Below are 24,799 nucleotides of genomic sequence, written 5' to 3'. Positions count from 1 at the left end.
GCAGAAATACTGACCAATCCTCCAATCCGCTGTTCCGCTTGCATCACACCCCCCATGATCTGCGCTGGCTTGATTCACAACAGCAAAACAGCCTGAATCCCAACAACAAGAAGCGGGACTACGATGAAACAGATAACCACAGTACTGACGGTGAGCGCACTGGCGCTGTTGGTGGGCTGCGGCCCCTCCGATAAAGATGATAACGACAATGGCAATGGTGGCGGCAATGGTGGAGGTGGCAGCGAATCCATCAGCTACCGCACCGACCATAACGACTGGCCTGATATCACCAGCAAAGTAGCGCTCGACCCGGCCATTGAAGCCGAAGTTGATGCTTTGTTGGCAGCCATGACATTGGAAGAAAAAGTCGGCCAGATGGTACAACCGGAAATAAAAAGTGCGTCGCCTCAGGACGTGATCGACTATCACCTGGGCTCCGTGCTGAACGGCGGTGGCTCCTGGCCCAACAACGATAAGACAGCCAGCATTGCAGAATGGGTGGACCTGGCTGATCAGTACTGGACAGCCTCGATGGACACCACCGACGGCAAAGCAGCCATCCCGTTAATCTGGGGTACCGATGCCGTTCACGGTCACAGCAACGTCTATGACACCACCTTGTTCCCGCATAACATCGGCCTGGGGGCCGCGAACGATGCAGACCTGATCAAGCGCATCGGTGCAGCAACCGCCAAACAGGTTGTGGCAACCGGCATCGACTGGACGTTCGCGCCGACACTGGCGGTGGTTCGGGATGACCGCTGGGGCCGCACCTACGAAGGGTATTCGGAAGACGGCGAGCTGGTTTTCCAATACGGCGGCGCCATGGTTGAAGGCCTGCAGGGTGACTTTTCCGAATCCCACGTAGTTGCCACAGCGAAGCACTTTATTGGCGATGGTGGCACCGATCTGGGTGATGACCAGGGCGATAACCTGGCCGATGAAAGCACTCTGATCAACGTTCACGGCCAAGGTTACTATTCATCGCTGGAAGCCGGTGTGCAAACCGTGATGGCCACGTTCAACAGCTGGCAGGGTGAGAAGATCCACGGCCACGAATATCTGATGAACGATGTGTTGAAAGAAAAAATGAACTTCGATGGCTTTGTCGTCTCCGACTGGAACGGCCACGGCCAGGTGACCGGTTGCTCCAACGACGATTGCGTGCAAGCGGTGAACGCGGGCATCGATATGTTCATGGTGCCGGATGACTGGAAAGCCTTCATCACCAACACCATTCAGTCGGTCAATGACGGCGACATCAGCATGGCGCGCATTGACGATGCCGTGCGTCGCATCTTGCGCGTTAAATTTCGCGCTGGTTTGTTTGACAAACCCAAGCCCTCCGAGCGTGACGGTGCGGGTGATACCGACCTTATGAATGGCGAAAGCATACAAGCGCTGGCGCGTGAAGCGGTACGTGAATCCCAGGTGCTGTTGAAAAATGAAGGTGGCGTTCTGCCGCTGGGCAAAGACCTGAACATTCTGGTCGCCGGTAACTCGGCCAACAGCCTGGAAAACCAGACTGGCGGCTGGACGCTAACCTGGCAAGGAACCGGTAATGACAATGCCGACTTCCCGACCGCAGACACCATTTTTGATGGCTTGGTTGAGGTGATGGGTGAGGGCACCGGTAACCTGACATTAAACGAAGACGGTTCTCAAGCCGATGATACTTTCGATGTCATCATCGCCGTTATCGGAGAAACACCCTACGCCGAAGGCAACGGCGACATCTCCAAGTTTGATACGATGGCGTTCGACGAGCACTACGAAGATGACGCTCAGTTGCTTGAAGACCTGCGAGCAAGCGCACCGGGCACACCGATTGTTACGCTGTATGTTGGCGGTCGCCCCTTGTGGATGAACCCGCAACTGAACCTGTCGGATGCGTTTGTGGCCTCCTGGTTGCCAGGTACTGAAGGCGCGGGTGTCGCCGACGTGCTGTTTGGTGACCATCCCTTCACCGGCAAGCTCTCCTACAGCTGGCCCGCCACTGATTGCCAGGTACCGGTTAACCGTAACGATGGCGAAACACCGCTGTTTGCTTACGGCTACGGCCTGACCACCGCCGAAGGCGGCAGCGTGCCGGTATTGGCAGAAGACCGTTCAGAAACCGGCTGTGATGCACCCGATGTGTCTGATGCAGGAACCACCGAAGAACCGCTCGACATTTTCACCAACGGCGCCAGCCAGGGTATATACGCACTTCGCATTGGCGGCCCATCTAACTGGGGTGGTGTACCGGTCAGTGTCGACCCGGCGGCTACAACGACCCTGCCGGGTAACGAACTGACGGTGACTACTCAGGATGGTGCGGTTCAGCACAGTGCCAAGCGGATTGAATGGGCGGGTATTGGCCAGTTCTACAGTCAGAATCAGGAAGCGGCGGTTGGCACAGATCTGTCGCCTTATGCCAATTCAGAAACCAGCATTGTATTCAGAGTACGCGTCAACGAGGCGCTGACCTCGAATGCGTTGGCACTGAGCGCTCACTGCATCCACCCGTGCCTGGGCGAGATCGACATTGCCAGCCTGATCAACGACCTGACACCGGGAGAGTGGTCTGAAGTCTCGGTGCCGCTGCAATGCCTGATCGACGATGGCCTGGACATCACTAACGTCAACACGCCCTTCCTGCTCTATACCGACGATGCGTTCGACCTGTCGATAGAAAACATTCGCTGGGAACCGTTCACCGCCGGTGAAAATCCGGATTGCGAAGCCATAGCGCCGACCGAACCGAACCCGACTATCACCGAGGCGACCGATGTGTACATCGATGGTATCTCTGATACCGACGTGTTCAATGCACCTTCTGTCTGGGCCGCGAACATCAACGACTGGTCAGGTGACCCGAGCTTTGTGACCCTGGACCCTGCCTTTGATGATGGCGATAGCCTGGTCATCGATGCCCAGTACGCCGCTACAGCCGATCGCAAAGGCGTCGTACAGTTGATGATGAAGGGCGCAACGGATCTGTCTTCCCTGGCGGCCACAGGCCGGGTTCAGTTCGACCTCAAAGCGGTTGATCTGGCCGGTGCCACTGGCATGGTGGGCAAGATTGTCTGTAACGCCAATACCGAAACCTGCAGCACCGGCGACGTAGCGCTGACGGTGACTGAGGGAGTCTGGGAAACCAACGAACTGGTGTTTGCGGATTACCCGGATCTGGACTTCGTCAACATCACCTCAATACTGGAAATTCTGCCGATCTGGGCAGACGACCACGCCAACGTGCACTTCCAGATAGACAACGTTCAGATCCTGACCGACTGATCACCTGAACACTGTCTCAAAACACTTTCATTGCGTGTTTGCCGGGCCCTGTGCCCGGCTTTTTTATGCGTATCACCCCGGTTACACAGGTTACACTTTGTTATAATGTAAGCGCTTACATTTAGCCGGGCAGGGTGTAGTCTCCTCTCAAGGCTGGTTCGTTCGTAAAGCCACAGAGCCTGAAACACGATGTACAAAAACAACAACACGTGTGAGGAATTTAGGGATGACGCATGTCAATGCCTTACTGGCGCTAATGCAATTCAAAACCGACGGTAAGCACTACCAGTCCCGCATTATTCAGCCCGGACGTGAAGAAATCGAACTGGTGCTGGATGGCCAGGCCGTCTGCCAGGTAGAGGGAGGCTGTTATACCGTGGGTCCGGGCCATCTGGTCTGGCACCGCAGTGGTGACCGCACCATCTTCAGCAACGCCCGCTCAGACGACTACGAATGCCTGGTACTGGCCTTTGCAACGGACCCGGTCAACAAGCCGCCGCTGTCGCGCGTGTCTTACTGGCATAGCCGCATCAGTCCGCGCCAGTTCTGTGACGATGCCCTGGGTTACTACGACCAGGCACGCTCAGCCCATTCAACACCCGGCCAGCCCATCCCCATAGATGCCGAGTTCTGTCAGTATCTTTATGGCTGCTGTAAGGTGCATTCACAACCGGTCGATACCGGCGCGAGTCTGCCAGATCGTTCGTTGCACAGAGCGCTCTCCTACATTGCGGATCACTACAGCAAACCCATTACCGTAGATGCCATAGCGGCTGCCTCTCATGTCAGTGCTTCGCAACTGTACAGCCTGTTTCGAGCGCAACTGGGCAAAACGCCGCACCAGTCACTGCTGCAATACCGCATGGAGAAAGCCGTGCAGTTGCTGATTCATCAGCGACCACTCAAGCAGGTAGTGAATGCGTGCGGGTTTGAATCGGAGAGTGGGTTTATTCGGGCGTTTAAGAAGCGTTATGGGATACCGCCGGGTGAGTATGTGCGGGATGGTGCTGTTGTTTGATCCGGATGCAGGCACCCGGAATCAAACAGGGCTGAGTCTGGTGTGTATCAACCTCAGTCTTAATGCAACGCTGGTAATCAGAGCTTCGTCATTTCACTGATAACGACAGACGCCACAGCACCTTCAGTTGCTGTCTGGTTAGCCGCAATGTGTGGGCTCTTCAGGTGGTCTTGCCAAAGCTCGCGGTTTTCCCATACTTCATAGAAAAGAAATATGGCCGGGTTGTCGTTGTCCTGGTGCAAATCATACTGGATGCAGCCTGCCTCTTTCAGCGTTGGCTCAATCAGTTTGGACAGCGCAGTGCGGACCTGGCTCTCCTTGCCGGTATTGGCTTCTATTCTTGCGACGATGACGAGTTTTTCGCTCATTTGATATTCCTCGTTGGAGTGCCACCTCAGCGACAGCTGTGTTTATCACTTTACTGATAGGTCCGGCCCTGGTGCTTTAGCCAGCCATCGACATGGCGTCCGTTCGGGTCGTGGTGAGTCCAGTGCATAACGCCGCCCTGACTGTTCCACTCATACTCTCCGAAAAATTCAACGGTGTCACCCACAGCAAGCGAATTAATTCTGGGTGCCAGGTCTATGTTATGCGCTACCAACAAGGTTTGGCTGCTGCCGAGTCTGAGAATAAACCGTTGATGTCTCGAGCCATCGTTGTCATCGGGAAGAATGCGAATCACCTGGCCGTCACCCTGAACTTGAATATCGCTTTGGCGTGACTCATAGGATTGTTGTAATACGGCATCGTTTGCATAGGCAACGTTGATGCTTAGCGATATACAGCAGATGAGTATGGAAAACAGAAGTTTCAATCAAGAGTCCTTAAAGTTGGGGTTACACATACGAAAACCGATACTCTAGCAGGAGTGAACAGGCCATTTTTCAGCCAGAGCATTCATATTCCACGTTTGACCGCCAGCACTGAATAGGTGTGCCAATGCTTTATGCTACCCATCGAGGTTGAGCCTTCTTCGTTTCGCTCATGAAAACGGACGATTTCGAAGTTTTCAAATAAGTCCATTACCTGTGTTTGCGTCAGCGGTGTAGTGGCGAGCCGAAAACCGTCGGCCCAGCTATCATCTACTCCCATAAAGTCGCCGCCAAAAACACCGCCCACCGCGAGGCTGTCGGTAATTGCACGCCAGGCATTATTGAAAACGTATGGCTCAGCGAAAAACAAGCTTGAATTGGCCATAATGACACCCGCAGTTGGATAGGTGAAGTCTTCAAACGAAGCCTCTGAAACCTCTATCAATGCGTCATGCCGGAACCGTTTGCGGCAGATGGAAATGGCGTCGGGGTTAATATCAAAGCCGTGAACCCGATAGCCTTGCTCTGCAAGGTAGGCGATGTCACTGCCGGTACCGCAGCCGCAGTCGACCGCGACGTTTAATCCTGACGTGTTCAATTGGACAGCCCACTCCGTTCTGGGCGAGTTTTTCCGACTCATGGCCTTGTTATAATATTTCCGCCAAATCTCAGTGTTCTCATCCACTACCACGGTCCTTTACAGTTTAGTATGGATTTTGTGTAGCTCATCATACGCTATTTAGTCTCTTTAGCGGCAGGGCTTACTTGCAAATCATTGAGGCTGCAGCCACTCATAGCTGGTGATAGCGGGGTCTGACAGCTCAACGTTAAGACCTGTCTTTAGTTAGGCTTCAATAATAAAATGTTCTGCCGATCATAGTACACTGGTGTGCTCTGCCGAATGACTGCCCAGAGGAACGAATGTCGACAGAAGCCAATACCGCCAGCAAAGCCCCCTGGAACAGCACTTTGGCTGGCTGGTTACTGCTGTGGGTGGTGATTGCGGCTGTGTTGGCGGTGATTCTGCCGGGTTTCCCGGCGGCTATTGCCGGTGGCTTGATCTGGCTAGTGGCTGTATTACTCAAGGGCGGCGGCATCAAAGGGCCCCAGCGTATTCAGGTGGTCGTGATGCTCAGTGTCGGCAGCCTGGGCTTGCTGGCCGGGTTGCTGAACGGGGCCGATGGCCGTCATTTGCTCCGTGCCCTTGAGGCTAACCAGATGGTGATCGCCATGCTGATCGGAGTGAGCTTTCTCCGCCTGGTCACGTCCGGTGAGCTCAACGGTACCGATACCCTGCCTACCGGGCGGAAGGCCTTGCTAAGTACGCTGGCTGGTCCTCATCTGTTTGGTTCGGTCATCAATATGTCGGCATTGTTCATTGTGGGTGATCGGCTCAGCCAGCGACAGCCCCTGTCGATTCTCCAGGCGTTGATCATGAGCCGGGCGTTCAGCCTGTGCGCCCACTGGTCACCCTTCTTTGCGGCGATGGGCGTCGCGTTGGTCAATGCTCCGGGTGCGCAATTAGCCACTTTAGCCAGTGTGGGTATTCCCTTGTCGCTGGTCATGTTGGGGTACACCTATTGGGAGCTGAGTCGCGCGCCTGAGGCAGGCCAACTGACCGGGTACCCACTCAATTCCGGTTCGCTCTGGCTACCCTTGCTACTGGCGGTGCTGGTGTTGGTGGGCCACCAGATCTGGCCAGAGGTACCGGTGCTGACGCTGGTGACACTGATTGCTGTGCTGGTCGCACTCGGCTGGTCCGTGTTGCGCGAGGGCGTCTCTGGTGTGTACAAGAGTGTCCAGCATGTGCAGACGGCGCTGCCGCGCCAGGGCAACGAAGTCATGTTGTTTCTGGGCGCCGCGGTGCTCGGTGCCGGAGTGGCGGCCTTGCTAGATTCGTTCGACATTCAGCTCAGCTTCGCGACCTTTGGGGCGCACCAGGCCTTTGTGGTATTGCTGATTATGGTGACCCTGGCGATGGTCGGTATGCACCCGGTAACGTCGGTTACTCTGGTAGGCAGTTTGCTGGCACCGGTGGTGGATGACCCAAACCTGTTGGCGCTGGTGTTTCTGATGACCTGGGCGTTCGGGGCCGGTATTTCACCGTTTTCGGGCCTGCAGCTGAGTTTGCTGTCTCGCTACCACGTTAATGCAATGGCGTTGCTGCACCGTAACTGGCGCTATGCTCTGGTGCTGCTGTTGGCGGACTATCTGGCCTTGTGGGTGTACGGGTGGTTCGTCCATTAAGGCTCATGGCTAACCCAGTTGCAGCGAATCGCAAGCCGTTGTTGAATGGCATTCTAGGTGAACCTGTGCTTATGTGCTCTATTGGAGCACGCCATAGAATACCCAACCGGTAGGAAAAAGAATCATGGCCACCCATCGCATCTACTCCATGAGCTTTGCCAGTGTCTACCCACATTATGTGGCGAAGGCAGAGCGAAAGAACCGCACTCGCGCAGAGGTCGATGACATCATTCACTGGCTGACCGGCTATGACTCGCAAGCGCTGTCAGAGCAGTTGACACAGCAGACGGTCGTGGAGACCTTCTTCGCCCAAGCGCCCCACCTAAACCCGTCGCGAGTGCTCATTAAAGGCGTGGTGTGTGGTGTGCGTGTTGAAGACATCGAAGAACCCACCATGCGCGAAATCCGCTACCTGGATAAGTTGATCGATGAGCTCGCCAAAGGAAAAGCGATGAACAAGATCCTGCGGGGTAGTGACTGACGCGGCTAACCCCGAACAGGGTAGCGGTGTCGTGACTGAATAGGATAGCAAGCCGAATGAAGTGCATAGAGTTGTCGGAAAAGCCAGCCTTACACGAGGTTGCTGCAACAGTGTTGATGGAGGCCTTTCTGGCCAAAGGCAATAATGCATGGCCAACCCTTGAAAGGGCACGGAAGACGGTAGACGAATGCATCGCCGTGCCGAATGTGTGCGTTGGTGTGTTGTCGAACGGCACTTTGGCCGGGTGGGGCGGGTTGAGGCCGATGTACGATAAAACCTGGGAGCTGCATCCTCTGGTTGTCGCGCCTGCGTTTCAGGGGCTTGGGGTCGGCCGAGAACTGATGCTGGCGCTGGAGCAGCGGGCCAGAGCCATTGGGTTGGTTGGTATTGTATTGGGATCAGATGATGAGTTCTTTGAAACCAGCCTGTCACACGTAGACATCCATGGCGGTAATGCGCTGGTTGAACTGCAGCAGCTCACCAACGTGAACCATCACCCATTCGAGTTTTACCAAAAGTGCGGTTACAGCGTTGTGGGGTTGATTCCCAACGCCAATGGCAAGAACAAACCCGATATTTGGATGTGGAAAGACCTGACGGCAGAGTGAGCCATCGGCTGTCGATCATAATTCCGGATCGAAGTAGTACTGCGATATAAACCTCGCGAAGGCAGTAGGGTCCCGACTGGCATCATTGCATAGGATCACGATGGAAAATTCAGACTCCGGATACCGTTCATAGTATGTCTTTGATCCGGCGTGCCAACCATCATGGGAATAGACGGGTTGCTCATAGCGATCTGTTACAAACTGGCCATTGGCGTACAGGCTTTCGTTGTCCCGAATGGAACTGTTAGGCTGGTTAAAATCTTCAATTAGTGATTCCGGATCAGACCCTAACTGCGGATCATAAAAATGGCGATCCCAGGTTAGCATGTCTTCAATTGACGTGTATAAATTGCTATCGCCGACCTCGTGTTGGTCGATTTCTAACCTGACGTAACGTCCTCTAACCTTGTCGTAACCGGTGACGCGATTTTCAATGACGGGGTAGGGACTATCCAAAAATACGGTGTCAGACATTCCAAGTGGCTGAAAAATTTTCTGGTGAGCATATTCCGCCAAGTTCTGGCCAGTCACTTCTTCCACCAGCATTGAAAACAGAAAGTAGGTGATATTACTGTAGTGGAACTGCTCGTTTGGTGAATACCTGAGCGGCACGTCTTGTAAGTAGGCATATAGGTCACTGATTGAAAGGTAATATTTACTGTCCAATGAAAGCGGATCACCGACCGCAGTGGTGAGCATTAATGATTCACCCCCGGGCTGGGAAACCCAATATTCATAGTCACTGTAATTAGCCATGCCACTGACATGACCTAACATGGCATTGATGGTCACCGGCTCGCCGTAATCCATCAGTGCGGGCAAATAAGTTCTGATGTCTTCGTTGAGATCAATTTTTCCTTCGTCTGCGAGTAAGTGCACCGCCATAGCCGTGAACTGTTTGGAAACCGACGCCAGGTTGTGAACGTTTTGCGTGGTCATCGGTACCTGAAGTTCCAGACTGGCTAACCCGTAGGCGGCCTGGAAAATCCATTCTCCGGATTCGATCACGCCCACCGAACAACCAGGCTCGTCATCATCGATAATATACTGGAAAGTGCTGTCTACCCGCTCGCTGAAAGAATCTGCTTGAGCATTCAGGCAACCAATAACCGACACAGTCGCTGCCAACAGGCTTTTCTTGAACATAGTGCTTCCTTGTAAAGAGCCTCTATCTGTGAATCGGATCCAAGCCTGAAGAACGACTGCAGGGGCGGTTGTTGTCGTATTACATATATAGGTCGAGACAAGTAATGACGATGGCGGCAATTGCCTTTCGTTTTGTCTACTGGGCTGACGTCACATATTTTAGAATCTCAACCACTTGCTCGGGCGTTTGCGCCCACCCCATGGCGGAGGCGTCGACTTCCTTCAGCGGGTGAATGATGTCGTCGCCATGCAGGGTTATATAGGGAGTGCCCATAGCGGCACAAAACCCTGCATCGAAGGCGGCGTTCCACTGTTTGTATTTGTCACCGAAGCGAATCACCGCCAGGTCACACTGCTCCAGCATCGTTTTGGTGCGAATGCCATTGATTTTGGATGACTGGTGGTCGCGCCAAAAGGCCACATCTGGTTTGCCCAGCATATCGCCTGCGGCATCGCTGGCATCGTGGTTGGTGACCGGTGCGGTGAACTCTACCGGCAAGCCAGCGGCTTCAGCGCCCGCTTGAATCTGTTCGCGCCAGTCCGTGTGGATTTCGCCAGAGAGATAGACAGTCCAGATCATTGGGTTCTCCTAAGTTGTCAGCAGATAACGTTGATAGTCGGGTGAACCTGTCAGACCGTACCATAACATGCCGCTTGACGGGTGTCGGGCGCCATAATATGTCCAATTAATTTCAATTAGTCTAACTGATTGGTTACCTTTATTTTATGAATCATAAAATTACTAACGGTTACAAACTGATGTTACCAAAGGCGCAGTAGTTTCCGCCAATCAGCCTTTCGACCCCTGAAACGTGCTTTACCTCTCATAAAACGCACTTTACTCATTGGTTCAATTATTGCTGTTAACCCGACTCGCGCGAATGCAGGGCGGCGAGTCAAGCGTGAACCAGTTCGCGGTTCTCCAAGCCACCCACCCTCGTGCGAAACCGCGTGAATTCACGTGAGTGATAGGGTTTCCGAAGGCGCCGTTCGAGGAACCCGGTCGAAGTACTCAGCCAACAAGGAAGGTACCACTATCTCCCCTATGTCGAGTGGTCAGTTGGTCGTGAATCTGCGGCACACCAACAATAACCAACAAAATTATAGGGATGAATAATAATGAACACACGTTCACTAAAAACCATGGCAGCCCTGTGTGCGCTCTGGTTTTCAGCTCACTCATACGGCCACAGCGGGATGTTCCCGGATGGCTTCGAATACGATGACTCCAACGAAGGCGCGCCAGCCGAATCATTCCAGGCACTGATGTCGAACGATTCCCAAAGCCTGGTTTCGAGCGCTACCTGCGTCGATGGCAGTGCCGCAGGCTACCCCTGTAAGGGGGTCGACCTGATGTCGTTCATGGCCAAGGGTGACCTGGGTGGCGGTACTGCCAACCTGACCGACATATGGGGTTGGACAGACCCTCAAACCGGCGCCGAAATCGCTATTGTGGCCCGTACCAACGGCACGTCCTTCGTCGATGTGACCGATGCCGCCAATCCGGTATTACTCGGCTTCCTGCCATCGCACAATAATGGCAGCGACTCCTGGCGCGATGTTAAAACCTACAACAATCACGCCTATATCGTGGGCGATGGCAGCGGTAACAGCACTCACGGTCTGCAAGTGTTCGATCTAACAACCCTGAGCAGCGTGACCCCGGGTACAACGCTGACCGAAACGGCGCACATGGGTGGCTTCGGCAATGCCCACAACATCGCCATTAACGAAGACACGGGCTATGCCTATGTCGTGGGCAGCAACCAGTGCAGCGGCGGGCTTTACATGGTGGATTTATCCAACCCGACCTCGCCGACTTACGCCGGTTGCTTCTCGTCCGATGGTTATACTCACGACGCCCAGTGCGTGGTATATAACGGACCGGACGCCGACTACAGTGGCAGCGAAATTTGCGTCGCCTATAACGAAGACACTATTACCATTGTCGACGTGACGACCAAGACCAACCCGATGCAAATCTCAAGGTCGCCCTACCAGGGTTCTCAATACACCCACCAGGGTTGGTTTATGGACGATACTCAATCCACGCTGATCATGAACGATGAGCTGGATGAGCAAAACAACGGTCATAACACCACCTCCTACATCTGGGACGTCAGCGATCTGGATTACCCGCAGGAAGTCGGCCGTTACGTTGGTCCGACCCAAGCCATCGACCACAACCTCTATACGCTAAATGGCTACGTATTCGAGTCCAACTACCGTGCCGGTCTGCGCATTCTCGATGGTTCAGACGTCGCCAACGGTAACCTGACCGAAGTGGCGTACTTCGATACGATTCCCAATTCCAACTCGGCTCAGTTCTCCGGTACCTGGAGTAACTACATTTACTTCGCCAGCGGCAACATCATCATGAGTGACATCGGCAATGGCCTGTTCACCGTGAAACCGGATTGGGATGCGATTAACAACCCGGATCCCGACCCCGTCGCCTATTGCGAGGCCACCAGCGAGAATGCCAGCGAAGAGTGGATCAGCCAGGTGCAGATCGGCGACTTTAGTAACAGCTCCGGCAGCAACACCTACAGCGACTTTACCGGCCAAACCATCGCTTTGCCGACCGGAGCCAGCGCGGTTAGCCTGACGCCCGACTTCGGCGGTTCCAGCTACAGCGAGTATTGGAAGATCTGGATCGACTTGAACGGTGACGGCGATTTTACCGACAGCGGTGAAGAGGTGTTCAGTTCCGGCGGAACCTCGTCCACCACGGTTACTGGCACGCTGACGATTCCGTCCAGCGCCAACACCGGACCAACGCGATTGCGCATCGCCATGCGTTACAACGCGGCACCGGCTCCGTGCGACACCTTTAACTACGGCGAAGTCGAAGACTACACAGTCGATATTGGTGGTGACGGGGGCGGGGATCCCGATCCGCAAAGCTACCAGAACAGCACCAGCTACTCGATTCCGGATAATAACAGCACCGGCATCAGCAGCCCGCTTTCGGTCACCCACACCGGTGACTCCGGCACGGTTAGCGTGACGGTCGAGATTACCCACACCTATGTTGGTGACCTGGTTGTCGACCTCGTGCATCCGGATGGCTCTGTGTTCAACCTCCATAACCGCTCCGGCGGCTCGGCCAACGACCTGATGGAAACCTATAGCGTCTCGATCGGAAGCAAAGACGCAGCCGGTCAGTGGCAGTTAAAGGTCAAAGACCTGGCTGGAAGGGATACTGGCACCCTGAACCGCTGGCAGCTGGATTTTTAACCGCACCAGCTGAGCAGTAACCGGCCGCTGGAAAGGGGAGAGAGCTGGCCGGTACATCTATCGCTGCTCCGGCGTGAACCTTCCTGAACAATGGATTTGGCAGAACCGCGTACCCACGACCTCAGGGTGCGCGGCTCTATTACCGATGGATAAGGGGAATGCCCCTTGAAGAGAATATCTATGAAATGCATCCGATCAGCGGTGACCATCACCCTCGTACTTCTACTTGCCTCGGCTTCGGCAAACAGTGAAAGCCATTCCCATCCTGCAAGTAGGGATAATTTGATAAAAACAGCCAGCGGTATTTTGCGACAAGCGAAAGCGCTGGAAAGTAACGCCACCCAGGTCCTGCGCGATGCCAACCAATTGCGCCAGGCCCTGAATCAACTGCGCGCCAATCAGCGCCAGATGAGCAATAGCGAGCAGCAGCCCGATTTCGACCAGTCGCTTACGTTATTGAGCGATCAACTCAGCCGCTGGCAGACCGAAGGCGGAACCCTGCGTCGGCACAGCGATGAATTGCAACAGCTGGGCATGACGGTCATGGAAGCTGGCTTTCTGAATACCTGGAGCGACCTCATCAAGCTGACCGGTCCGATGCCGCTTGAGAAAGGCGATCAGATTTCCATGGCTCATAATACCGGTGTGCGCAGCGTACACCCCAGCATGGATGGTCGCATGACGGCCGGAGCAGAAACCGAACAACATCAGGGCATGTCGCTGTCGGTGCCGAGCATGAGCGGCCAGCAAGCTCCGCCAGACCTGGATACCGGCACCTTTCAGGCGAGCCGTCAGCTGCATTATTTAGCCCATATCGAACCGGCGACACCGGCCGAGCCTTTGCCGGGTGTACCGCTCAACGAGATCCACCAGTGGCATTTACTGATTGCGGACGCCGAAGGTGAGCCTGTCAGCGGCGCGTCCATAGAAGTGACAGGGCATATGCCCGGCCATGTACACGGGTTGCCGACCCAGCCTCGCGTAACGGACGAAATCGAACCCGGGGTATACCGGGTTGAGGGCATGAAATTTCAAATGCCAGGCTGGTGGGTTATGCAGTTCGATGTCGCCGGACAATCACAGGCCGACACCCTGATATTCAATCTGGTGCTGTAGAGGAATCTATGTTCAACACTCACCTCAAACCATTTTTACTGGGAACTTTGTTGTCGTTCGCCTGGCCGGTTCTGGCAGACCCGTACGATTTTACGGAAGCCGATATAGCTTTTCTGGCGGGTTTTTCCCTGGAAGCACTGTCGCCCCTACCCGAAGCGAAGAGCAATAGGCTGGCCGACGAGACCGAGGCGGCAGAGCTTGGCCAGGCGCTGTTTTTCGATCCGCGATTGAGTGATAACGGCCAGGTATCCTGCGCCACTTGTCACCAACCCGCGCAATACTTTACCGATGGCTTGCCTCAATCACAGGCCTTGGGCACCACCAGGCGCAATGCGCCTTCCATCCCCAATTCACTGCACGGACCGTGGCAATTCTGGGACGGCCGGGCCGACAGCCTGTGGGCACAGGCATTGAGCCCGCTGGAAGACCAGGCCGAGCATGGTATCGACCGCACTTCCGCCGCTCGCCTGTTGGTGACCGAATACTCCGTGGCGTACGAACAGGTATTTGGCGATACTCAGGAGGCCGGGCAAGTGGCGGCGATCACTGTCAAAGCCAGCCCGCTGACCACCCAGACGGAGCAAGAGAACTGGCAGGCGTTGAATGATGCCGAACAACAAGCGGTCAACCGGGTATTCAGCCAGATGGGTAAATTGCTGATGGCTTACGAACGCAAACTGGCATTGCAACCGGCTCGCTTTGACGAATTCATCGCCCAGTTGCAATCGGGCGCTGACAGAGCCACGTTAACCGACTTGATGAGTGAAGATGAAGTGCGGGGGATGCGGCTATTCATGGGCCCGGCCGATTGCGCCAGTTGCCACAACGGCCCACTGTTCACCAACTTCGAGTTTCATAACATAGGAGCGCCCGAGCCGGATGAAACCCAGGTGGATATGGGTCGCTATACCGGTATCGAAAAATTGCAGCAGAACGAATTCAGCTGCGTTTCGCAGTGGAGCGATCTCGAACCGGAGCAGTGCCTGGAAATGGCCTTTCTCAAAACCCAGGGCCCGGAACTGGTGGGTGCCTTCAAGACCCCAAGCCTGCGAAACGTAGCCGAGACCGCCCCCTACATGCAGGCCGGACAAGTGAAAACGCTCGAGGAAGTGGTGCGGCACTATAACGAACCGACGCCGCCCTTCTATGACCGGGAACAGCACTCAAGCCGCCCGCATTTCGACATTGTTCCGTTGAACCTGACGGAAACTGAACTGCAACAGTTGGTGGCCTTTCTCGGTTCTCTTACTTCCCCATTGCCGGAAGACGATCCCTGGTGGTGGGCGCCCGAAAGGAGCAGCCTCGATACTCAGTAATGGAAGCTACGGTAAATCCATCTTTGATAGCGGCCTAATGCGGGAGTTTCGACTGCCCATACCGGCAGTCCGCCCCGCAACGACTAAACGTTCCCTACAGGTCTTCTGTATAAAGATGCCAGTGATGTTCTTTAGGCGCCTTAGCCGTGAAGTCCTGAAAGCCAAGGGAGGCGTACAGTGCTTTTGCAACGGCATTGTCTTCTTCGACCTCCAGGGTCACTTTGGCGACGTTGCACTCCCTGGCTTTCGACAGCACCCACTCCAGCAACTTCCGGCCTGCGCCCAGGCCACGGGCCGAGCGGGAGACCATCACGTCGTGCAGGTTCCAAACGTATTTTGAACGGTAGGTTGAGTAGGTTTCAAAACACACACAAAAGGCGATCGGATTACCGTCATCGAACGCCATAAATCCCCTGAAACAGGGGATCTCCGCGAGTTCCCCAGCAACGGTGGGGCTCATGTCCGGCTTCACTTCTGCCGCGTATTCTTTAAACAGCGCTGACAGCAGGTTGATGTCGCTCCGCGACGTTCGGTCTATTTCTCTCAGTTCCATGACATTTCCCAGTACTTATTCAACACCATGACCACGTTAACCCAATAACGAATCAAGGCCCATAACTGCCTCCTAGAGAGACTCGCGCATGATGGCATCAATGACCTCAGTCGACAAAACCACCGGGTTGGCTTTCATCGAGGATGAGCTGGCCGCGGTTCGGGCGGTCGAAGCAATGTGGTCCTCCGTCACCCCCAGGGCAGACAAGCCGGGCAAACCGCTTTCTGTAATCCACTGGCGAAACACCGGCAGTGCCTGGTCCGGGGTGGTGTCGAACACTTCAGCGATCCAGCTGACTACACGGTCTATGCGCGCTCGTGTTTCAGGGTTCTCTGCATGGTTCCGGTTAGCGGCAATGCTCGCCGGTAACAGCGCACCGCAAATGGCACCGTGGGGGGCTCCGCACAGCCCTCCCAGTGGGCCGGCAATGCCGTGAATGACGCCCAACCCGGAATTCGCCAACGCAAGCCCGCCAAAGAGGCTCACCTGGGCCAGGTCGTCACGCGCTTGTTCAGACTCGGCTGTCATCAGTTGTCGGAGCGCTCGCAGACCTTTGGGAATGGCCTCCACGCAGAGCAGATCGGTGAACACGGTGGCGCGTGATGACACATAGGGCTCGATGACCTGGGTAATGGCATCCAGACCTGAATGCAGGGTCACGAGGCGAGGGCAGTGGTCGGTGAGGGCCGGGTCGATCAGTGCCAGGTCGGGCAGGAGCTGGGCATCCCTAAGGCTGACTTTGCGGTGCGCCTCTGGCACATCGATCACCGCATTGCGCGTTACCTCGGCCCCTGTACCCGAGGTGGTGGGTACCAGTATCAGCGGTAACCGCCGTGCCGACAGTGGCAGCCCTTGCCCGACCACCTCCAGGTGGCTCAACAGCTCCGTCGTGCTTGGCAGCATGGCTGCCAAAACTTTGGCTGAATCCATCACCGAGCCACCGCCAATGCCGAGCACTATCTCGACGCCGAGTGACTTGCCTTCGGTAACTGCATCGACCAGCGTCTGTAAATCGGGCTCTTTTCCGATGGAGAGCGTCTGCACGACCTCAAGATCGGTCAGCGATGCGAAGACATGCTCAAGCCGGCCAGGGCTGCGGCCATGCACAATGAGGGCACGAGTGCCCAGTTGTTTGGCGCGTTCGTTAAGCTGAGCAACCTCACCCCGACCGAACACGATCTCCTTTGGGGTGAGCAGAGTAAAGGTGTTTGTCATTCAGGTTCCTACCAGTGTCTCGTTCCCGGGGCACCTTTGATCTGCCCCTCCAGATTCGGTGTCACCCAACCGCCATAGAAGTCGCCCGGCTGAGGGATGACCTTCATATCGCCGACCCAGGCTTCATCGATCAGCCCGGCGTAGAAGGCTAGGTAACCAGCCAGAGGTGCAAAGCGCTCGGTCGGGTTGTCATAGGCCCAGGCCGCCCGCTTGGCGGTGGTTTCTCCAACGATAACATCAAAGTAGCGAGCATTGCCTTTCCACTCGCAAAAGCTGGTGCCGGCCGCAGGCTGAAGCATGGCGCTGACATCGTCTGACGGAAGGTAATAGGTGGGCGCATGATGGGTTTCCAGCACCCGCAATGCCCGGGTCGACTCGGCGACCCACTGGCCGCCAAGCATGATTCTGATGCGCTGTGGTACCGGCTCCAGAGCCGGTGGGCGAGGGTAGGACTGAACGTTCTCACGGGGCGTGTCTGTCATGATGCGGTACCTCGTTAGCCATGTAAGGGGGCTGTTCCAACAACCCGCGTATGCGACTGTACGAGTAAACCGCAGTAATCAGACGACAATACCCCGGGCTTATCGCGTTCGATACGCCCGGGTGGGGCTCGGCTAAACCAATGTCGGAATTGGCTTTCGTGCCCTGGCGGCAGCGCCAGCGAAGCTGATCAATACCAACAGTGCGGCTTCCACCGCCCAGGCGGCGAGAATGCCCGTTGACGGCGTGCCATCGATCATCAGCCCCAGCAGCCGGCCAGCGACAAGGGCTATGTAGGTCATGCTGGCAACCACTAACGCCGTGCCTTGCAGCGACGGTTTTACAACCCCGGCCAGCATCAGACAGCCCGCTAGCAGGAGTAAAGTACCCAGGCTTTTGAGCTCACTGCGCAGGCTCGCGGACTCGGGGACCATAAATCCGTAAGACGCGTAAAACGCATCGGGTATCAGCAGAATGCCCAAGCCGATGACTCCCGTGAGCGCACCCGCAGTAATGAGGGTTAATTGAACCAGCCTTAGGTTTTTCATATCACTGCTCCCTAAGCGTTGTTCCAGACACCGCTTTTATGCGCAGCGATGACATAGTCTGCGAACCGCCGGGGTGGCCGACCCAGTGCCTCTTCGATGCCGTGCGTGGGATAGCTGTTTCGGCCATCCAACACCTGAGTGAACAGCTCCCGCATCAGCCAGAGTTCGTCCTCACTCATGCCCAGTTCGCTCAGGTAGGCCAAATAAGGCTCCAGCGGTACTGGGTTGTAATGAATGGAACGGCCCGTCACCTCGGCTATTTGGGCCACGCAGTCGGCAAAGGTCATCAGCTCCGACCCGGTGACTTCAAACAACCGATTGGCCAGTTCCGGCCGGGTCAGCGCGGCGACCGCGACCTCGGCAATGTCATCACAGTCGACGAAGGGTTCGATCACACCATCGACGGGCAGGGAGACCTCGCCTGCTATGACCGACCCGGTCAGAAAGCTCTCGCTGAAGTTCTGAAAAAACCAGGCAGCGCGCACCACGTTCCAGCGCAGGCCGCTTTCTATCAGCACGTTTTCAGCGCGAATGGCACCGCTTTCACCCCGGCCGGAAAGCAACACCAGATGCTCAACGCCTTGCTCTCGGGCGGCCTCAGTAAAGGCGCGCAGCGTTGGCTCTGCCGAGGGTATGGCCAGGTCCGGCTGAAAGGTAACGTACGCCTGCTTCACGTTCTGCAGGGCGGCAGACCAGGTCTCCGGGCGGTTCCAGTCGAACGCCGGGTCCGTGGAGCGCGATACCGGACGGGTTGCGAGGCCGTTCTGGCGCAGTAGCGCATCGACGCGAGCGCCGGTTTTACCGTTTTTGCCGATGATGAGAATGGGTGCTTGTGTTGTCATGGGGGTATTTCCTCAGTTGTGTGTGAAGCAGGGTGTTTGAAACTGAGGGCTATTTTGAGTGTTGATCGCTAGACGAACCATAATCCATACGCCGCGATATTTGATCATTCGTCTAAAATTATTGGATTAACGATCAAGTATCTGTATATTTTTGAAATCGACCATCCAAACAGGCCGGTCATTCCAATGTTAAGCAGGCAGGTTAACCGTGACAGAGCACCGACGCGTTCCCGAGCACTCCGACTATTTGGGCGAGGCACTGCACCTGCTTAAGCTCAGTGGTACTTTTTATTGCCAGTCTGAACTGCGGGTTCCCTGGGGCGTTGACATGCCGCCATTCGACGACTGCCTGATGATGCACATCATCACCGCCGGGCATTGCTGGCTGTTGGTTGAGGGCGAGCCACCCATTCACGTGCAGCAGGGCAGCCTGGTAATGCTGCCGCATGGCAAGGGCCACGTGATAGCCAGCTCACCGGAACAAGCCACCACGCCATTGTTCGACATACCCGTGAACCACATCAGTGACCGGTACGACCTCATGTCATTCGGCGGAAGCGGGGAAGTCTGCCGTGCCACCTGCTGCGTGGCCCGTTTCGACCATGTAGCGGGCCAGCAACTGATCCGGCATTTACCGGCGGTGATGGTGGTGAACGCCTGGGAAGAGGCCGAGGGCAGTTGGCTGCAAAGCACGCTGCGCTACATGGCGCACGAAGCGCAAAAGCTCAGCCCGGGCGGTGAGACGGTGATGTCTCATCTAGCCGATATACTGATCATTCAAGCCATACGCACCTGGCTGGAAAAAGGCACCCAGGCCGACATCGGCTGGTTGGCTGCACTGCGCGACCCGCAAATCGGCCGTACCCTGGCGGCCATGCACCGCAACCCGGAAGCGGACTGGAGCATTGAACGCCTGGCCGAGGTGGCCAGCATGTCGCGCTCCGGCTACAGCGCACGCTTTACCGACCTGATGGGCGAACCGGCCATGCGGTACCTCACGCGTTGGCGTATGCAGATGGCCCGGTTGCAACTGAAAAACAGTGCCGACTCGATGATTGCGATCGCAGAAAAGCTTGGGTATCAGAGTGAGGCCGCGTTCAGTCGGGCGTTTAAGCGCGTGTTTGGCGTTGCGCCTGGGAATGTGAGGAAGGAGGGCAGGGTTGGGGCGAATGGTGTGGGTGTGTTAACCGGATAGTGTCGTGTGTGTGATAGGGCCTAAGGAGCATCTCCCGACAGATGGATACCAAAGCCATCACAATGGATGGCTGAACGGCCACAGAGCTACCTGTCGGCGGAGTGGCTGGCCGAGTCAAACGGCTTTTTTGGTAGCCCGGTAAGCTCGATACAGCCTTTCTACAAGGAACATTAGCCCAACCAATACGCCCACGGCCAAAGACAACAAAAAGCCATCCACAAGGGTAGCAAAGTACGCTTGAAAGAAACCTTTTTCCGGAAAAATGGTACCAACGGCGATTAAAGCGCCTATACCCGCCCATATCTCCAACACAGGGGCGAACTGGGTAAAGGCTTTTATTACAGTGGCGATGCTTAATCGCAGCGCAAAGGCGTTCCAGCCTTTTTGAAGGGCCCAGCGCTCTAAAGCGACATAGAAACCAATGAAGGTGACCACTCCGGCAACCATGGCGGTAATTTCAGACGGCGTTCTTGATTCCGACAGTGCGAAGGTGAAGCTGATTACGGCATTCAGGCAGACAAGAATGGTCCATTTGGTGATCAGTTTAGCCATGGTTTATTCCTTTTGGGTTACCAGTGACAATGCTGCGGTGGGTGTCATTCTACCTCTAGAAGCCTTTGCGCAGCCAAACTGAACACCCAGCGCTATTTCGATATATCACTACTATCAACAACAAGGTTTGGATAGTCGCCTAATGGGGGTCTAGTGTGGGTACCATCAGACTTGTTTCAGAGTTGTTAGTGAGTGGCTCTTCAATATCCATAACTGAGCCCCTAATCTGTACCCCAATGAAGCGTGTCGTTCGAATGGAGTTGGCTTACTGCCCGAATGCGACTTGATAGGGGCGGTCAATGGCCTCTCTCAGTTGGCCGACCGAAAATACGCGTGCGAATTCTGCAAATTTCTGGCCTTCGAACCAAACCTGAACCAGGGGCAGACTGAACACACGTTCCTGTGCACAGATTACTGAACCGGAATCATGACAGTCTATGTAGTAGCCTTTTAGATCAGGAAACTCTTCGGTCAGCATTGCTTCAATCCTGGGTTTTAGCGTTTGGCATACCCCACAATCCCGCCCACCGAAAAGCAGGAAGGCAGCACCAGCCTTGCTTCTGTTCAGCTCTGCCTGGTCATTAATTATCTGCATTGGACCACCCCTCATTTCGTTCCCAGCGCACAGCCAGGTCTCATTCTGATGCTTAAGGCTGGTGCCCCGGTAATCCACGTTATCGTGGCATGGCCAGGCCATTATTTAGGCTCTTTGCGCGGTCAATGCGCAACCGGCTTCGCACTGTCAGTGTTAAGACACCCCCTGAAAGAATCAGCGTAACCAGGTTTGCCAGCAGCATTGGCAAGTCACCAATGATGATTGCGTAGACAAGCCAAAGTGCAACGCCCAGGGTGAAAATGGCGTACATACCCAGTGAAATGCCTTCAACATTCTTGGTTTTCAGGATTTGTACCACTTGAGGTACGAAAGCAGCCGTCGTAAGGCACGCGGCGGCCAGGCCGATTAACGTCATTAATTCCATGGGGGAGCTCGATAAATGTTCAGGTTGTAGGTGCAGATAGGCAATGAGCCTGCAGGCAAGTGATAACAGAGCCGTTTCGTGATCAACAGACCCTATCTGCCAGAATGGTAGTTGTGGCGATATTCCTACGCAATGGATAACACCCAAGATTAACCTGATACTTTCTAAGCTAATGGGTTACTAAAAGTAACCTATGGAATGCTGGAAGGTGGCACAACAGACCGCCCCCGGTTGGCCGGTCACCCACCAGTCGTCTTCAATAGCAGAGAACTGACGATGGTGTTCATAAAGGTATACTAGTGCTCAATGGGCATTTCCAGAAAAGCCACTGCCTTGGGAGGGGCCGAAGTATGAGCTACGCTAACCAACCGAAGATCGTTCTCCGACACCCCTCCAGCGTGGTGTTGTCAGTCGTGGTCGTTCTGTCGCTGCTGGGTGCCTGCAGCGATACCACGACGGACGTTCCTTTGGCGAGGCTGGTTGAGCAGCAGGCTGAATACGATGGCCAGACCCTGTCGACAACGGGTATTGTCCGGACCTTTGATGAGCCACGCCATTACTGGATTGAAGACGATGACCTGAATCGGGTTGCGCTAGAACCAGATGAGGCGGTGTCAGACTATGTGGGCGAGCGGATCCGGGTAACCGGAGACTACCGGGCCGACTATGAGACAGGCCGTATACTGGAAGCTACCCAGGTAACCGTATTGGATGCTGGGCCTGATTAAGTGCGCTCTGTCACTTCATCAGCATACTGGCGGGACCTCTATGTGCGCCCCACCGGCCGCTTTCTGGATTAATTCCCAATGCAATGCTGTGGTCTGCAGATACGTCCAGTATGATGACCGGCTGCCCACATTGACCTCTTTATTCCGGTCACTCAATTTGTACGTTGTACTTTCTAAGTATTTTGTCTTCCATCTCTCCCTTCAGGGACAGGCGCCCCTCATTCCATATTCGTATCAACTCATGTCTTTCAGCTTCGGGAATTTTCATTGAAAAAATGGGTATTTCGACCAGATTGTTCTCAAGTCCGGGCTGCACGATGCTGAGCTCCTCATTAAGGTTCATCTGGTTCAGAACGTGTTGAAGAACCAGTTCATTGTCTACATACACATCGACTCGGTTTTCGCTGATCATTTCAACGATTCGGTCAACCACATCATCATAGCCTGCGATCACTTCTACAGAATCACCATTCTGTGGATCATCAATATACGCCTGATAGCCCGCACTCATAGAGCTGTAATCCCAACCTGGCCCCGTTGCAATACGCCGGCCACTTAACGATTCAACGCCCTCATAGCGCCAGGGATCTTCCTTGCGGACGACAAAGGCCGAGGGGTATGAAAACGTCTCCTGTTGCGCGTACTCGAAGGCCTGCGCTGACCGTTCTGAATACAAATATTCTGGCAGCATGTCACACAAACCTTCGGTTACCATATCCAACCCCCTTGCCAGGGGTACCTCATAATAGTGAATATCGTAACCTTCTGCGGTGTATATATGCTCTAGCATATCAATAACCACACCCCGCTCGGTTGAGCTATCGGTCGGAAATATGGTCATCGGCGCCCATTGGTCGTAGCACACTTTGAGTGTTGCAGCGAAACCGACATTGAACTGACTGCATACCAACCAGCCAAGGGCTGTCAGCATTGGGCTAAGTACATACTTATTGTTCAACACGATCACGGCCCTTATCTTTTGCGCCATAGAGTTTAACGTCGGCGCGCTTAAACAACGTATCAACAGACTGATCGTCCATCGAGGAGGATTCAATGCCCAAACTCACAGTATAGCTAATGGATACCCCATCGACCTCAAAACGGGATGTGCTGATGGCGGTTCGCACCTTCTCGGCGATCTGGAAGGCGGCTTCTGCGTTAGTATCGGGAAGAAACAAGGCAAACTCCTCCCCACCGACTCTACCAATAAGATCTGACTCTCTCAGAAGACTGTTGATCGTTCTGACAAAATGAATGAGTACCTGGTCACCCGAAAAATGGCCATAGGTATCGTTAATGTATTTGAAATGGTCCAGATCCATCAGCACAAACGATGCAGTCGACTTTTGGCGCCTGGAAAGGACCAGAATATGCTGGGCTGTTTCAAAAAAACTCCCTCTATTCAGTGCGCCTGTCAGGGAATCTCTGGTAGCGAGTGTCTTAAGCTGTTCATTAGCAACTTGTAACTCTGCAGTGCGTTTTGCAACCGCTTCCTCCAACCAGTTTCGCTTTGCTTGTTCATCTTCAAGGAGACGTCGTCGGTCGGTTTCCATGGAGGAGAGCATGTTATTCATATGACTCTGGAGTAGACTCAGCTCATTGTCTTCTATGTTCGACAGATTGATACGTGTACGGATACTTTGATCATGCTGAACGTCATTAACCTGAACCATTAACTCTTTTAATGGGTTGGCCAAATAACGACCAAATGCCCAAATAAATAGCCAGAACAGAATGGAGAGCTTTATAACAGCAGTTATGACAATAAGTGAAAAACCGAAAATAACCCGATCTAAAACAACCTCGGACGAGGAATATAGTATTAGGGACCCGAGAGGTATTCGTTCATCATTCAAATTCCAAAACAAATCAGATTGAACATCAAATAAAGATAATGGCTCGGAATTAGAGGAATACGCACGTCTCGAGATAAGGGTTGTGCCATCGTTATCGACAATATCCACACCTGCAATAATGGGCATCTTAATGAGCCCGTCGACGAGTACATTGACCTGATTACGGTCATATTGCCACAAGCTAGTCGCGATTGGACCCCTGACAGTACCTTCCAGCTCGGTCACTTCATTTAAGATAGAATCCTGAGCTTTCAAATATTCGGTAGCGAACTGCATGCACGTTATTACAAAAGTCACACCCAGGTATATGGTAAAAATAACTCGCATCATCTTTTGTGAAAGATTATTTGGGCGAAGAAAAGTCAGTACCATTTGTGTAACCTTTAAAAAAGAGTCTTTCAAAAAAGCCGTTCAACTCCTTCAGATACTAGAATAATCCCCCTCTTAATGGAATATCTATTTAAGGTTGCACTAATGTTTGTTTGAAAGAACATCAATATCCCTCGAATTAAGGGCATACCACCAACCTTGAGCAAAAGAGCTTAAAGCGTCAGTGTCAGAGTGGGAATTCACGATCCATTCGGTGA

Annotated in this window: 25 protein-coding genes; 10 read left to right on the top strand and 15 right to left on the bottom strand. The window is 54.3% G+C overall.

The features are described from left to right. Window positions 1-123: 123 nt before the first annotated feature. Window positions 124-3,279, top strand: a complete 3,156-nt coding sequence (locus tag ABJT94_RS14205; RefSeq protein WP_348473931.1) for a glycoside hydrolase family 3 N-terminal domain-containing protein — start codon at window positions 124-126, stop codon at window positions 3,277-3,279. 226 nt (window positions 3,280-3,505) lie between these two features. Continuing rightward, window positions 3,506-4,297 carry an AraC family transcriptional regulator gene (locus ABJT94_RS14200; RefSeq protein ID WP_348473930.1) on the top strand — a complete coding sequence of 264 codons (792 nt, stop codon included), beginning with the start codon at window positions 3,506-3,508 and terminating at the stop codon, window positions 4,295-4,297. Window positions 4,298-4,374: 77 nt separating this feature from the next. Here ABJT94_RS14200 and ABJT94_RS14195 read toward each other — a convergent pair whose 3' ends face one another. From ABJT94_RS14195 to ABJT94_RS14185, 3 genes are all read right to left on the bottom strand, one after another. Further along, entirely contained in the window at window positions 4,375-4,665 is a 291-nt protein-coding gene (locus ABJT94_RS14195) for a putative quinol monooxygenase (protein ID WP_348473929.1), read from the bottom strand. A gap of 50 nt (window positions 4,666-4,715) precedes the next feature. After that, the gene (locus ABJT94_RS14190; protein ID WP_348473928.1) at window positions 4,716-5,111 is read right to left on the bottom strand and encodes a DUF3465 domain-containing protein; all 396 of its coding nucleotides are present in this window, start codon (window positions 5,109-5,111) and stop codon (window positions 4,716-4,718) included. An 83-nt stretch (window positions 5,112-5,194) separates the two neighbouring features. Further along, complete coding sequence (locus tag ABJT94_RS14185; protein ID WP_348473927.1) at window positions 5,195-5,794, bottom strand: methyltransferase domain-containing protein; 600 nt, start codon at window positions 5,792-5,794, stop codon at window positions 5,195-5,197. A gap of 236 nt (window positions 5,795-6,030) precedes the next feature. Here ABJT94_RS14185 and ABJT94_RS14180 point away from each other — a divergent pair, with 236 nt between their 5' ends. The 3 genes from ABJT94_RS14180 (at window position 6,031) to aac(6') (ending at window position 8,445) form a co-directional block, all read left to right on the top strand. Then, window positions 6,031-7,356, top strand: coding sequence for a hypothetical protein (locus tag ABJT94_RS14180; RefSeq protein WP_348473926.1), 1,326 nt, complete (start codon window positions 6,031-6,033; stop codon window positions 7,354-7,356). A gap of 124 nt (window positions 7,357-7,480) precedes the next feature. Continuing rightward, complete coding sequence (locus ABJT94_RS14175) at window positions 7,481-7,837, top strand: DUF2200 domain-containing protein (RefSeq protein WP_348473925.1); 357 nt, start codon at window positions 7,481-7,483, stop codon at window positions 7,835-7,837. Between the two features lie 56 nt (window positions 7,838-7,893). Then, a complete protein-coding gene (aac(6'), locus tag ABJT94_RS14170; RefSeq protein WP_348473924.1) occupies window positions 7,894-8,445 on the top strand; it encodes an AAC(6')-Ia family aminoglycoside 6'-N-acetyltransferase in 552 nt (183 codons plus the stop codon). Between the two features lie 15 nt (window positions 8,446-8,460). Here aac(6') and ABJT94_RS14165 read toward each other — a convergent pair whose 3' ends face one another. Continuing rightward, window positions 8,461-9,591, bottom strand: a complete 1,131-nt coding sequence (locus ABJT94_RS14165) for a serine hydrolase domain-containing protein (protein WP_348473923.1) — start codon at window positions 9,589-9,591, stop codon at window positions 8,461-8,463. A gap of 136 nt (window positions 9,592-9,727) precedes the next feature. Next, window positions 9,728-10,171, bottom strand: a complete 444-nt coding sequence (locus ABJT94_RS14160) for a YtoQ family protein (protein WP_348473922.1) — start codon at window positions 10,169-10,171, stop codon at window positions 9,728-9,730. Between the two features lie 539 nt (window positions 10,172-10,710). Between ABJT94_RS14160 and ABJT94_RS14155 the strand changes: the two genes are divergently transcribed. The 3 genes from ABJT94_RS14155 to ABJT94_RS14145 all read left to right on the top strand — a co-directional run bounded on the left by ABJT94_RS14155 (window position 10,711) and on the right by ABJT94_RS14145 (window position 15,263). Continuing rightward, window positions 10,711-12,831: a choice-of-anchor B family protein gene (locus ABJT94_RS14155; RefSeq protein ID WP_348473921.1), complete on the top strand. Its 2,121-nt coding sequence runs from the start codon at window positions 10,711-10,713 to the stop codon at window positions 12,829-12,831. A 282-nt stretch (window positions 12,832-13,113) separates the two neighbouring features. Next, window positions 13,114-13,947: a FixH family protein gene (locus ABJT94_RS14150; RefSeq protein WP_348473920.1), complete on the top strand. Its 834-nt coding sequence runs from the start codon at window positions 13,114-13,116 to the stop codon at window positions 13,945-13,947. An 8-nt stretch (window positions 13,948-13,955) separates the two neighbouring features. Further along, window positions 13,956-15,263: a cytochrome c peroxidase gene (locus ABJT94_RS14145; RefSeq protein ID WP_348473919.1), complete on the top strand. Its 1,308-nt coding sequence runs from the start codon at window positions 13,956-13,958 to the stop codon at window positions 15,261-15,263. Between the two features lie 94 nt (window positions 15,264-15,357). Here the strand turns inward: ABJT94_RS14145 and ABJT94_RS14140 are convergent, their stop codons facing one another. The 5 genes from ABJT94_RS14140 to ABJT94_RS14120 form a co-directional block, all read right to left on the bottom strand. Further along, window positions 15,358-15,816 carry a GNAT family N-acetyltransferase gene (locus ABJT94_RS14140; protein WP_348473918.1) on the bottom strand — a complete coding sequence of 153 codons (459 nt, stop codon included), beginning with the start codon at window positions 15,814-15,816 and terminating at the stop codon, window positions 15,358-15,360. A gap of 72 nt (window positions 15,817-15,888) precedes the next feature. Continuing rightward, window positions 15,889-17,031: an iron-containing alcohol dehydrogenase gene (locus ABJT94_RS14135; RefSeq protein ID WP_348473917.1), complete on the bottom strand. Its 1,143-nt coding sequence runs from the start codon at window positions 17,029-17,031 to the stop codon at window positions 15,889-15,891. Between the two features lie 8 nt (window positions 17,032-17,039). Next, window positions 17,040-17,513 (bottom strand): DUF427 domain-containing protein, encoded by a 474-nt coding sequence (locus ABJT94_RS14130; protein ID WP_348473916.1) that lies wholly within the window; start codon window positions 17,511-17,513, stop codon window positions 17,040-17,042. Between the two features lie 132 nt (window positions 17,514-17,645). Further along, window positions 17,646-18,059, bottom strand: coding sequence for a DUF4345 family protein (locus ABJT94_RS14125; protein ID WP_348473915.1), 414 nt, complete (start codon window positions 18,057-18,059; stop codon window positions 17,646-17,648). An 11-nt stretch (window positions 18,060-18,070) separates the two neighbouring features. Further along, window positions 18,071-18,901 carry an NmrA family transcriptional regulator gene (locus ABJT94_RS14120; protein ID WP_348473914.1) on the bottom strand — a complete coding sequence of 277 codons (831 nt, stop codon included), beginning with the start codon at window positions 18,899-18,901 and terminating at the stop codon, window positions 18,071-18,073. 208 nt (window positions 18,902-19,109) lie between these two features. Between ABJT94_RS14120 and ABJT94_RS14115 the strand changes: the two genes are divergently transcribed. Next, a complete protein-coding gene (locus tag ABJT94_RS14115; protein ID WP_348473913.1) occupies window positions 19,110-20,096 on the top strand; it encodes an AraC family transcriptional regulator in 987 nt (328 codons plus the stop codon). Between the two features lie 114 nt (window positions 20,097-20,210). On the opposite strand, the gene ABJT94_RS14110 is transcribed toward ABJT94_RS14115, so the two are convergent. From ABJT94_RS14110 to ABJT94_RS14100, 3 genes are all read right to left on the bottom strand, one after another. Then, window positions 20,211-20,648 carry a hypothetical protein gene (locus ABJT94_RS14110; RefSeq protein WP_348473912.1) on the bottom strand — a complete coding sequence of 146 codons (438 nt, stop codon included), beginning with the start codon at window positions 20,646-20,648 and terminating at the stop codon, window positions 20,211-20,213. Window positions 20,649-20,913: 265 nt separating this feature from the next. Then, complete coding sequence (locus ABJT94_RS14105; protein ID WP_348473911.1) at window positions 20,914-21,126, bottom strand: hypothetical protein; 213 nt, start codon at window positions 21,124-21,126, stop codon at window positions 20,914-20,916. 196 nt (window positions 21,127-21,322) lie between these two features. Continuing rightward, on the bottom strand, window positions 21,323-21,628 hold the full coding sequence (locus tag ABJT94_RS14100) for a SemiSWEET transporter (RefSeq protein ID WP_348473910.1): 306 nt from the start codon (window positions 21,626-21,628) through the stop codon (window positions 21,323-21,325). Between the two features lie 350 nt (window positions 21,629-21,978). Between ABJT94_RS14100 and ABJT94_RS14095 the strand changes: the two genes are divergently transcribed. Further along, on the top strand, window positions 21,979-22,356 hold the full coding sequence (locus tag ABJT94_RS14095) for a hypothetical protein (RefSeq protein ID WP_348473909.1): 378 nt from the start codon (window positions 21,979-21,981) through the stop codon (window positions 22,354-22,356). A gap of 148 nt (window positions 22,357-22,504) precedes the next feature. Here ABJT94_RS14095 and ABJT94_RS14090 read toward each other — a convergent pair whose 3' ends face one another. After that, window positions 22,505-23,323 carry a transporter substrate-binding domain-containing protein gene (locus ABJT94_RS14090; RefSeq protein WP_348473908.1) on the bottom strand — a complete coding sequence of 273 codons (819 nt, stop codon included), beginning with the start codon at window positions 23,321-23,323 and terminating at the stop codon, window positions 22,505-22,507. Then, entirely contained in the window at window positions 23,304-24,614 is a 1,311-nt protein-coding gene (locus ABJT94_RS14085) for a diguanylate cyclase (protein WP_348473907.1), read from the bottom strand. The genes ABJT94_RS14090 and ABJT94_RS14085 overlap by 20 nt, the downstream gene beginning before the upstream one ends. Window positions 24,615-24,799 lie beyond the last annotated feature (185 nt).

It is taken from the genome of Saccharospirillum sp. (genome assembly GCF_039982735.1).
In the GTDB taxonomy this organism is placed as follows: Bacteria; Pseudomonadota; Gammaproteobacteria; order Pseudomonadales; family Natronospirillaceae; genus Saccharospirillum.
Note: the sequence above shows the minus strand (reverse complement) of the source record. Positions and strands in the feature narration are given on the sequence as shown.

Bases quoted from the DNA above. Each gene is read 5' to 3' on its own strand.
- ABJT94_RS14175 (WP_348473925.1), top strand. From the start codon at position 7,481: ATGGCCACCCATCGCATCTACTCCATGAGCTTTGCCAGTGTCTACCCA.
- ABJT94_RS14160 (WP_348473922.1), bottom strand. From the start codon at position 10,171: ATGATCTGGACTGTCTATCTCTCTGGCGAAATCCACACGGACTGGCGC.
- ABJT94_RS14145 (WP_348473919.1), top strand. From the start codon at position 13,956: ATGTTCAACACTCACCTCAAACCATTTTTACTGGGAACTTTGTTGTCG.
- ABJT94_RS14195 (WP_348473929.1), bottom strand. From the start codon at position 4,665: ATGAGCGAAAAACTCGTCATCGTCGCAAGAATAGAAGCCAATACCGGC.
- ABJT94_RS14100 (WP_348473910.1), bottom strand. From the start codon at position 21,628: ATGGAATTAATGACGTTAATCGGCCTGGCCGCCGCGTGCCTTACGACG.
- ABJT94_RS14180 (WP_348473926.1), top strand. From the start codon at position 6,031: ATGTCGACAGAAGCCAATACCGCCAGCAAAGCCCCCTGGAACAGCACT.
- ABJT94_RS14120 (WP_348473914.1), bottom strand. From the start codon at position 18,901: ATGACAACACAAGCACCCATTCTCATCATCGGCAAAAACGGTAAAACC.
- ABJT94_RS14135 (WP_348473917.1), bottom strand. From the start codon at position 17,031: ATGACAAACACCTTTACTCTGCTCACCCCAAAGGAGATCGTGTTCGGT.
- ABJT94_RS14110 (WP_348473912.1), bottom strand. From the start codon at position 20,648: ATGGCTAAACTGATCACCAAATGGACCATTCTTGTCTGCCTGAATGCC.
- ABJT94_RS14155 (WP_348473921.1), top strand. From the start codon at position 10,711: ATGAACACACGTTCACTAAAAACCATGGCAGCCCTGTGTGCGCTCTGG.
- ABJT94_RS14140 (WP_348473918.1), bottom strand. From the start codon at position 15,816: ATGGAACTGAGAGAAATAGACCGAACGTCGCGGAGCGACATCAACCTG.
- ABJT94_RS14095 (WP_348473909.1), top strand. From the start codon at position 21,979: ATGAGCTACGCTAACCAACCGAAGATCGTTCTCCGACACCCCTCCAGC.
- ABJT94_RS14205 (WP_348473931.1), top strand. From the start codon at position 124: ATGAAACAGATAACCACAGTACTGACGGTGAGCGCACTGGCGCTGTTG.
- ABJT94_RS14200 (WP_348473930.1), top strand. From the start codon at position 3,506: ATGACGCATGTCAATGCCTTACTGGCGCTAATGCAATTCAAAACCGAC.
- ABJT94_RS14130 (WP_348473916.1), bottom strand. From the start codon at position 17,513: ATGACAGACACGCCCCGTGAGAACGTTCAGTCCTACCCTCGCCCACCG.
- ABJT94_RS14125 (WP_348473915.1), bottom strand. From the start codon at position 18,059: ATGAAAAACCTAAGGCTGGTTCAATTAACCCTCATTACTGCGGGTGCG.
- ABJT94_RS14105 (WP_348473911.1), bottom strand. From the start codon at position 21,126: ATGCTGACCGAAGAGTTTCCTGATCTAAAAGGCTACTACATAGACTGT.
- ABJT94_RS14165 (WP_348473923.1), bottom strand. From the start codon at position 9,591: ATGTTCAAGAAAAGCCTGTTGGCAGCGACTGTGTCGGTTATTGGTTGC.